The sequence below is a fragment of the Microcoleus sp. F10-B2 genome (assembly GCF_036704965.1).
GTDB lineage: Bacteria > Cyanobacteriota > Cyanobacteriia > Cyanobacteriales > Microcoleaceae > Microcoleus.
The window spans coordinates 1-10940 of record NZ_JAUBTB010000058.1; the positions used below are offsets into that span (position 1 = coordinate 1).

The 10940-nt window shown below is 44.3% G+C and carries 2 protein-coding genes and 2 pseudogenes; 1 reads left to right on the forward strand and 3 read right to left on the reverse strand.

The window, feature by feature from the left end; translation table 11 throughout:
* Nucleotides 1-355: 355 nt before the first annotated feature.
* From QUA99_RS21385 to QUA99_RS21395, 3 genes and pseudogenes are all read right to left on the reverse strand, one after another.
* A pseudogene (locus QUA99_RS21385) lies at nucleotides 356-2021 on the reverse strand (IS1634 family transposase).
* A 216-nt stretch (nucleotides 2022-2237) separates the two neighbouring features.
* A pseudogene (locus tag QUA99_RS21390) lies at nucleotides 2238-2591 on the reverse strand (IS1 family transposase); the annotation flags it as partial.
* Nucleotides 2592-2666: 75 nt separating this feature from the next.
* Nucleotides 2667-8402 carry an AAA family ATPase gene (locus QUA99_RS21395; RefSeq protein ID WP_333241013.1) on the reverse strand — a complete coding sequence of 1912 codons (5736 nt, stop codon included), beginning with the start codon at nucleotides 8400-8402 and terminating at the stop codon, nucleotides 2667-2669.
* A 286-nt stretch (nucleotides 8403-8688) separates the two neighbouring features.
* On the opposite strand from QUA99_RS21395, the gene QUA99_RS21400 reads away from it, so the two are divergent.
* The coding region (locus QUA99_RS21400) for a two-partner secretion domain-containing protein (protein ID WP_445251033.1) at nucleotides 8689-10940 on the forward strand (2252 nt) is incomplete at its 3' end.

The window sequence follows — 10940 nt, forward strand, 5'->3', positions numbered from 1 at the left end:
GATTCAGCTTTGAGAATTTAGAAGTCCTTAAAGCTCGATTTTAACTGGGTTAATTGCATCAGATTTAAGAGTTTTAACCCACATTCCGCAGATGTGGGTGGAATTTTTTTATCAGTTGTGAAAAGTGGGAACCCCAAAGTTTTTCCGTTGAACTTATGCGGTTTTAACGTCACGGGAGCAGCTCAAATCTCCCAAAATTAAATAAACTGAAATAATTGACTTTTTTTAATAGCTTGATGGCGCTGTTTTCTCGAAATAACTCAGCTTTTTAGCCAAGACAAATCCTGCCAAGAGCTAATTATCTTGACTAATAAATGTGGATTATTCACCAATATCTACACCTTAATAACGAGCGTCATCCACCTAAAAACATTAAATAGTACCTACTGCAATACTGTCCTAAATGCTTTAATACATCTTGACGGTCTTGGGTTAAATTGCTCACTTGTTTAGAGCCGTTGACCGTCACTAAATGTACCGCTTGAAACATCTGAAATATCCATCGCATTGTCGGTTTATTGGTGAGCTTATTTACCTGATTTCTGACTCCCTCATTGGTAGCTGATAATTGTTGTCTCAATTTCCTTTGCGAAGCGGGTATAAACTAACAAGCACAGTCCCATTATCATTCCTATTGCTTCGACTCGCTCGGGATTTTTTACAAAGACGCTTGATGTAAAAAACAATGGATCTTTGATAAATCTAAATCCTCTCTCGTTGCTTTGCTGCGCTTTGTACTCTAATAGTATCTGTTCGTCGCTCACCTCTTGAGTGTCTAAGATGTTGGTGGCTAATATAAATCTCCCGGCTGCGATTTGTTCGGCTTCTATTACTGATAACCGGGTTTCTATTTGACCCGTAACTTGATAAACTGTTGGATTTGTGTGGTGCTCTAGTTTCTGCTTGCTTGTCGTTTTTTTGGCGGGTTTTTCTCGGCATTCAATTTCTGCGATCTGGTGATACTTCCAGGTATCGGATAACCTTTTTATCGCGATTTCTGCGTCAGCAATACACGCAAACTCTTGTCTGAATAGCTTGCGCAGTGAGAAAGAAGCTGATTCTAATTGCTTTTCTACTTCCCGGGCTATTTTTTTGATTGCTGCTTGTTTTCTGATGTCGCTTTCTACTACTATCCATCTTTGCTTGATCTTAGCATACTCGCTAGTTATGGCTGCTATTTTGTAGCCTTTTATTTGGGCTGACTTCCAGGCTTTATCTGAGATAGCTGAGATTTTTTCTCGGGCCGATCGGATACTTAATGGTACTCGGGTTATCCATTTCATTCCTGCCATTGCTGATAAGTTTTCTGCTGTGTACAAGGCACTGTCTGCTACACAGATTCCGTCGAAATTCCACTGGTTTTTGAATTCTTTGAGTCGGGAGACAAACACGCTTTTATCATCGGCGTTTCCATCATCTATTTTGAGATACAATGGTACGTCTCCATCACCGCTGACTATTGTGTCAATGATAAATTGTTTGAGGTCTGGTCTTCGATCTCTTGAATATCTGTGAACGATTTTTATGGCTTTCATTTCATCGGGTGGATTTGATGAGTCTGTTTCAATGTCTTGACTCTTTTCCTGACGAGTTTTGTATGCTCCTTCTACTGATATCGAACTGCTGTCTAGATGAACGCTGTTCATTTCTACTTGAAATTTATGAGCTGCTTTCAGGGCGATCGCTGTGAATAACTGTGTCGTTCCAGCTTGATGGTATTTGTCTAATGCTCTGCCTATTCTATCATCATTTAATTGTTCAGGGGTCACTCCTTCTCCTATTAGATGTTCTGTTGCTTGGACGACAAAAAATGTGTCGAATAGGTAGATTGGGGCGCTCAAAAACCCTAATCCGTTCAAAATCATCGCTTTCATGACTTGTCCTGGGCTGAGGGTTTCTTTGTTGCTTATCCCCACTTTTTTGTTGACTTCTTCTACCAATTCCATTTCATCTATTATCCCGGCTACTATTCCCAAGTGGTCTAAATTTACGATATTTATCCCCGATAATGGCTGGTTCATGATTTTTAGAGTTGCTTTACAGCAGAAATCTATTATACACTAAAAACTCCCAAACGATTGCCGTGCAATCGTTTGGGAGTTTTGTGTTTCCGAATCTATCTTCCTTTCCTTCTGCTTGAATATCTGCGGAATGTGGGTTTTAAGAATGGTTTTATAAAAAAAAACTCCTGCACAAATATGATTTTCTGTCAACTTAATTTAGATGCGTTTACCCTGTGTCCACACCCAGATTTTGTTTTTTTTGAGCCGACAAAAGTTTGTAGTTCATCTAGTTCTCCTACTTCGGGAATGATCTCGCTTATCGTAAGCCGATGGTAGCAATTTTCCAACTTGCTTGACCCAATTAATTATTGTCGTGTGATGCACGCCTTTTACTCTCTCTATCGCACGAAAACCCATTCCATTGATATACATCTTTAGGCATTCATATTTAACTTCTTGTTCGTAGCCACGGTGGCTTTGATAGCAATCTATAAATTGCCGGCCACAGTCAACACAAATATAATTTTGCTTGCCTTTTTTGTGGCCATTTTTATTAACATGAGTTGACTTACATTCGGGACATTGCATTGTCTTTCACTTTCAGTTAGTTGGTTTTTATGAATCGCTCGCTCCATTTATCATACCTCAATTCAGCAACGCCGATTAATCTAAATTGTGTGGCCTGTCTTTGATTTTTGTGCGATTTCTTAAAGTAGACTGACAGCGTTCCCAATAAATTTTAGCGACGGCATCGCCGGGATTCTGACGCCAACACTCGGCAAACAGCCGCCCCGCTTTAGCTAACTTCCCTTCCGAATAAATTGCCAAGGCTTGTGCAAACAATTCCAGCGTAGCTAACTTGCCCTCTTTAATTTCTGGGCGATCGCAATCAAAGACCTCATAAACCGTCACCGCTTCAGATTTTCCCTTGACTTTTACCGTATCGAGGGTGCGGATTGCGTACTGGGATGGATTTTGTAAACGCGAGTAAGTTTCCTGGGTGATTAACAGCGACACCCCATAATTTTTTGTCAATCCCTCCACGCGAGAAGCTAAATTCACCGCATCGGAAATTACTGTGCCCTCCATGCGATTTTGTCCTCCCACCGTTCCCAGCATCAAAGTTCCAGTATTAATTCCAATCCCAATCTGAATCGGTGCACAGCCAGAATTAGCGCGGTGTTGATTGTATCCAACGAGGCCCTGCAGCATAGCAATTCCCGCTTTCACCGCATTATCGGCCTCGCCGCTAAACAGCGCCATAATCGCATCGCCAATATATTTGTCGATAAACCCCTTATTTTCATTAATAACTGGTTCCATACGAGAAAGATAGGAATTGATAAATCTGAAATTATCCTCCGGCGTCATACTCTCCGAAAGCGTAGTAAAGTCGCGAATGTCGGAAAACAACACCGACATTTCCAACTGCACTTGGTCGCCCAATTCGACATCGACAATGCTTGATTTCTCTAAGAATTGGAGGAATTGATTGGGGACGAAACGCTCGTAAGCTTTGTTGAGTTGGAACAGTTCATTGGTAAATCTAATGCGCTCTGTTTCGGCTTTTTTACGCTCCGTGATATCTTGAAAAGCTACAATTGCATAAGAAATATTGTCCTTTTCATCATAGATTGGCGTACCCCAAGCCTCTATAGGAATAATCTTGTTGCCTTGGTGAATTTCCATATCATCTACAGTGGCACTTTCGCCACTCAACGCCCGCGTAGTCGGCAACTGTGCAGAGGGATATTCCTGCTCTGTTCCCGCTTGATAGAGTTGATAAACCTCTGGTATTTGCTCGCTGGTGACTTCAGGAATAACTCCTTTACCCAATAATTGAATAGCAGCGCGGTTACTATAGTAAGGTTTGCCAGAAGCATCCAGCACTGACACCCCGACTGGAATTGCTTCTAAAAATTGAGTCAGCCTGTTCTCACTTTCGCGGACTTCTGTATAGAGTTTAGAATTTTGAATCGAGATAGCCGCCTGTCCAGATAACACTTTTAATAGTTCCACTCTTTCTGGCGTAAAAGCTCCGGCTGTCAGATTGTTTTCTAGGTAAACAATACTGACGATTTGAGATTGGTTAATTAGCGGCACGCATAAAATTGATTTGGGCTGATGCTTTTGGATGTAGGAGTCGTTGGTAAATTGTCCCTCTCTGGCAGCATCATCTAGTACCACGCTTTCTTGAGTGCGGGCCACATAGTTGACAATTGCGGAGGAAAGTTCTTGACAATCTTCAACGGGGATTGACTGCAACACGGTGACTTGTTGGGAATTTATTGTTCCTTCAGCTTCAATTAACAGCTTTTCCTGGGTTGACAAAATCAGATAGCCTTTTTGTGACCCCGCATTTTCCATCAAAATTTTCATCAAGCTAGACAATAACTTATCCAGCATAATTTCGCCTGAAATCGCGCTCGTTGCTTTTATTACTGTGGTGATATCTAAATTACTAGCTGAAGAACCCGTGGTCGTCACTGTTCCTGTAGTTTTAATATTTTTTCTTCCGGATTGAATTGCCGCGAATAATTGAGGATATCGCGTTTCTAAATCTATTACTTTAGCAGTGGCTCCCCATTGGATATAACAATAATACGCCTCAAATATGTAGGCTTGAGCAATTTTTTCTTTACCCCATTCCCAGTAGAATTTGGCTGCGAGTTCGTTAGCGAGGGCTTCTTCATTAAAGAATTGATTTTCTTTGGCTCCAGAAATTGCGCGATCGTACATTTCAATCGCCTCAGCTTTATTGCCCAACACACGTTGCCGTTCTCCCTCAACCAAATACCATTTATGCAGATAATTCATCGGAGCATTTTGCGCCCATTTTTGCAAAATGGTTTGATGGGTTTCCACTAAGGCAAGAATTTTAGCTTGCTCGTGCTCTGGCTGCGTGGGAAAAATTGCTAGGTGAGTCAGGGCGGCATAGAAATGGAAAATGGGAACAAAAATTAATCCCGATACTGCCATTAAATACTGTTGGCTTTGGGCAATGCAGTCTAGGGCGACCGTGTAATTGCCCGATGAGTAGGCAAGCAACAGTTTGTAGATGTAGGCAGCCATGAGCGCCGAGAGTGCATTGCCCTGAAGGAGCTTGGGAATTATCACCGTTTCATCGCAGATTGTTCCGATTAAGGAATCCCACAGAATCGGGGCTTCCCTCAAGTTCTTCACCGTCTGATGCGCCATATCTAAAAAAGCATGAGAATATTTCTGAGCCAAGCCAGCCTTGTAAGTTACGACTTCGGTTTCCCAAGTGTCGAGTTCTACCCCAGCGATAAATTTGTCTACGAAGTATTGGTGTATGTTGTAGCCAGCGTAGAGAAAATCACCTGTTTCCATGCCCGCTGTATAGCCCTCTTTTAGCGTCAGTACCGTTGCCAAGAGCGCTTCTTGATGATGCTGAATAAAGCAGCCAAACAGCAGCAGAATCATGGACTTGTACTCCCGCGCATTCAACCGTTCAAGCAACGAGAGCGCCAATTTACCAAAGGCATAGCCTGTTTTTGCCTCTCCCAAAAAGGAACACAACACCATCCCATGAATCGCATACCCGGCTGTCGATGCAGGTGAATTCCCAAACTGAACCGATAAACTCACCATCGTGCAGCTCACTAAGGGAGTTAAACTCGGCATTCCTTGATAAATGGGTGCAAATAACATTCCTAAGAGGTGCATCGCTGCCCGAGTCTGAAGATCGGTCATCACAGGCAAATCAACCAATTCCTCAATTTTTCTGTCGCTTAGTTGGCTGGCAAGATTTTGTAGCGCTTTGGTAATCAAAGCCTCGTTCGGTTCGGTGGGAAGTTCAACTCCTAATTCCAAAAGTGCATCTCTTGCGATTGCAATTGCTTTGAGCATTTTGCTCTGGGCTGTTTGTGCATAGATTTGAACTTCGTAAATTTTAACTTTGTCTAAAATCGTCTGGGCATTCTGCAACACTTGTACGGCCATCTGTTCCATACCATCAAAGTCGCTATTCAAATAGGCAACTTCGGCAGCAGCAACATAAAGATTTAGGGTTAATTGATATTGAGTTTGCCAGCAGTTGGGTGTCAGTAGCTTAATTCCCGTTTGTAGATAGATATTTGCCGCTGCATAAGCTGTAGAACTTCTGGCTTTACTTCCCGCTTCTAAGTTGAGTTGGGCTAAGGCTGAGCGTTTCCTGGGTTGGGCGATTAACTCAATTCCTTGATTCAAATGCCCGACAATATCAAACAGTTTTTCTTCTATTTCGAGTTGCGAATAATTTTGTAACAGCAATTGTCCGATTTTGAGATGAGTCGCTTGTTTTTGGTTTTCGGGAATTAGGAAATAAGCCGCTTGTTGGACGCGATCGTGCAGAAACTTATAATTTGGATTGGTAATAGACTCAGTATGTGATATATCCTGTGTTTGAAGGAAGCATTTATAGCCTTCAGTAATGGGTAAAATGAGTCCTTCTTGTAATGCTCTCCAGAGTGATGATGCAGTTGGTTCTGGTAATTCTTCGCTGACTATTGCCAAGGTCTCTAAATCAAACTGCGCCCCTATGCAAGCCGCCAGTTTGAGAACATCCTGAGTTTGGGCAGGCAACTTCTGCAATTGCACAGCCATAAACTCCACCACATCCGATGCATGGGTAAGTCTAGCTTGAGCAATATCGCACTGCCAATGCCGTAAATTCCAGTCAAAAGTAATTTGAGCATCTTCATGCAACGCCTTGAGGAATTGAGTCGAGAAAAAGGGATTACCTTGGGTTTTTTGATAAACCAATTCTGTCAAAGGTTGAGCAAAAGATAAATCGCAAATCAGCGTATCTGCTACCAACTGATTGAGATCTGCTAAACTCAACGTTTGCAGGATAATCGTATTCACCGTGGCTCCCGACTTCACAATCTCATCCACAGTCAACATAAACGGATGAGCCGATGATACCTCATTATCCCGATAAGCACCCAATACTAACAGATGCCCCGTATCTTTCATCAACAGTTGTAGCAATTTCAGCGATGCCGAATCGGCCCACTGCAAATCGTCCAGAAACATCACTAAGGGATGTTCTGCTTGGGTAAATACTTGCACAAATTTCTGCATCAGCAGATTGAAGCGATTTTGGGCGGCACTCCCCGACAATTCTAGTGCAGGATTTTGAGGGCCAATGATGCGTTCTAACTCAGGAATTACATCAATCAAGACTTGCCCGCTATCGCCTACTGCGGTGAGAATCAGGGTTTTCCATGTTTGTACCTGAGCGTCACTTTCTGATAGCAACTGTCCCATCAATTCCCGAAATGCTTGCACAAATGCACTGAAAGGAATATTTCGCCCAAATTGGTCGTATTTGCCTTTGATAAAATAGCCGCGCTGTCTGGCGATCGGCTTATGCACTTCATTCACTACTGCGGTTTTACCAATGCCAGATAAGCCAGCGACTAGCATCATCTCGGCGCTACCTGTACTGACTCGTTCAAAGGCTGATAATAGATTAAAAACTTCAGTTTCCCTGCCGTATAACTTTTCGGGAATCAGGAAACGGTCGGTAATATCCCGCGTTCCCAAGGCAAACGTCTCAATATTACCTGTTGCTTGTAATTGAAAAAGACAAGTTTCTAAATCCTGCTTGATTCCCAAGGCTGTTTGATAGCGATTTTCGGCATTTTTAGCCATCAGCTTGCTGACAATTTGAGACACAATTACGGGAACTTCTGGGTCGATTTCGTGCGGGGGTAATGGCTGTCTGGCAATGTGGCAGTGAACTAGCTCTAAAGCGTCTTCTGTATCAAAAGGCAGTTTTCCTGTCAGCAATTCGTAGAAGGTGACGCCGAGGGAGTAAAAATCAGCCCGGTAATCGAGAGTACGATTCATTCTCCCGGTTTGTTCTGGTGAAATGTAAGCAAGGGTTCCTTCGAGAACTCCGGGGTTTTTCAGTATCGGCGTTTCTCGGCTTAGCTGAGTGGAAATGCCAAAGTCAATAATTTTTAATTGTTTCGTTGCCTTGTTGTAAACAATATTAGAAGGGTTAATATCTTTGTGGATGATGTTTGCCCTGTGAATTTTCCCTAAAATTTCAGTTGTGGCGATCGCAATTTGTAGAAACTCCTTGAGACTAAACTTTCGCTGCTGCATCCAAATAGTCAAGGATTCGCCACCAAAGTCCTCTACAAACATCACGAGGCTGTTTTGGTATTTTTGCAAGTCATAAACCCGCACGACTCCCGCCTCTTTTAGCTCTTGAGTGATGCGGTATTCGGTGCGGTAGCGCACCAATTCTTGAGGTGTGGGGTAGCTTTCTTTCAGAAGTTTGAGGATAATTGGCTGGTTATCTGCTTCCCGAATCGCCCGATAAACTAGAGAGTTGGCGCTTTCATAGAGAAGTGTCACAACGGCAACGCCTGGAATCGAGAGCATATTGATTTTTTTGCTAAAAATTAACGCGCAGTCAAAACGCACCAGCTTTGTGTATAGAATAGCACGTTAGAAAGGACAAAATGGGGTTTGTTAACAAATGTTTAGTTTTTGGGGTAACAGCCTGCAAATACTTTGTGGTAGCCCCGATTTCGATCGCCTAGTTTGTAGGGTGCATCAACAGTCGATCGCACTTTTGCTTTTATTTCCAGCCCACATTACGCAGCCTGGGTTATCACACACCACAATTACAATGAAACTAGCATTTTTTTCGATACAAGGTGCTGCAATGCTGGCGATCGCAGCCACTATTTTGAGTACAGCGGTAGTAACAGCACAACCCATTGTTCCTGCACCCGATCGCACTGGTACTACTGTCACGCCTGACAACGGCGATCGCTTGAATATTACAGGCGGTCAAACTTCTAGAGATGGAGCGAATCTTTTCCACAGTTTTCAACAGTTTGGGCTTACCGAAGGGCAGATTGCTAATTTTATCTCTAATCCCGCTATTCGGAACATTCTGGGTCGGGTAGTAGGCGGCAATCCTTCTATTATTAACGGCTTAATTCAAGTAAGTGGCGGCAATTCCAACCTGTTTTTAATCAATCCTTCGGGCATGATATTTGGCCCTAATGCTAGCTTGAATCTTCCGGCTGCTTTTACGGCTACTACTGCTACTAACATCGGTTTTGATTCCGGTTTGTTCAATGTGGCTGGAGCGAACGATTACAGTAGGCTGATAGGAACTCCGAACAGTTTTTACTTTAGTTTCAGCCAAGCGGGAAGTATTATTAATGCAGGTAATTTAGCTGTTTTGCCTGGACAAAGTATAACTTTAATTGGCGGTACTGTCGTCAACACTGGTTCCCTCAATGCTCCCCAAGGTAATATTATTGTCGCTGCTGTCCCCGGTAAAAATGCTGTTCTGCTTAGTCAAGAAGGACATTTATTAAGTTTAGAAATTGGGGTTGTTGACGGGGAATTGTTGGCACAGAATGGGCAATTATCTCTGCCTTTGTCTCTTCCGCAATTGCTTGCGGGCGCAGGTGGGAACTCTGCTACTGGTATCTCCGTTAACGGTGCTGGGGAAGTGGTTTTGACGGCGGGTTTGAGGGTGGAAAGCGGGGATGTGGCGATCGCTAGTTCTACTGTTAACAGTCAGAATGCTACACTCTCGGCAGCACGTAATCTCACTTTGGTAGAAACCCAGCTACTTACTGAGAACAACTTGTATCTGTTGGCAGGAGATACGGTGCGGGTGAGGGATGGAAGTTATCCTTTCAGGGCGATCGCGGGCGGCAATCTTACTATACAAGGCAATCAAAATATTGATATCTTCGCGCTAAATTACCCTAACCCTGCATTCCAATCCTCCGGGGATATCACATTATTAAGTAACGGCAATGTTTCCGGTGATGCTCACTTCGCTGCGGGAGGTAATGTAAGTATCCTCACATTGTCTGGCAGCGGTGGCAGTTTTTTGAGTTTGTACGACCCGATTATTAGCTCCGAGGGAGATGTGAGATTTGGGGATTATACTGGAACCTCACTTAAGGTAGAAGCAAAAGGCGCGATCGCGGCCGGAGATATTACCATCACAGGGCCAGATACTACTTTGTCAGGTTCCGCCGATCCAGATGCGGCGGTGCTTTCAGGTAGTGCAGCTTTAATTCTGCGATCGGGCGTTTCGACTCTGGCGAATGCTGCGGATCTGCCGCCGAATGTCATTCAAGGGGAGATATTTTTTGTTTCACCGGGTGTTGCTTCGGGCAATAGCATCGGAGTGGGAGCGATTTCGACAGCAGGCGGGCCTGTGATTTTGGAGTCGGGAGGCGACATTGCGCTGGATGCGATCGCCACTTCTGGTGGCAATATTACTCTCAAAGCTGCCAACGATATCGCCGTTACAGGCACTCTCCAGTCTACTGGCGGCAGTATTGACCTCACGGCTGGCAATCTTCTCACAGTCAGTGGCACTTTTACAGATAGTAACGGTGTAAATGCGAGCATTTCCAGTGCTAAGGGCACAAGTGGCGGCGCGATTACTATTCGCCACGCGGGGAGCACGACTACACCTTTTATTGTCGGCGATGCGACAAAGAATGGGACGGCGGGAGCCATTACATCAGGTTCCGAGACTATTTCGCCACAGTTTGCGGTGCCGGTGCCGCCAAGCACTTACACTCAGGGCAATATTGCGATCGTTACTTCTGCGCCATCTCCAACACCACAACCGACACCGGAACCAACACCGGAACCAACCCCGCAACCAACACCGGAACCAACGCCGGAACCGACACCACAGCCAACGCCGGAACCAACACCAGAACCGACACCATCTCCCACACCAGAACCGACACCATCTCCCACACCAGAACCGACACCATCTCCCACACCATCTCCCACACCCCAACCAACCCCGACACCGACACCACAACCGACACCATCTCCCACACCCCAACCAACGCCGGCACCGACACCATCTCCAACACCACCACCAACGCCGGCACCGACACCATCTCCAACACCACCACCAAC

Excerpts from the sequence above, each read along its gene's own strand:
- QUA99_RS21395 (WP_333241013.1), bottom strand. The coding sequence starts at position 8,402 with ATGCTCTCGATTCCAGGCGTTGCCGTTGTGACACTTCTCTATGAAAGC.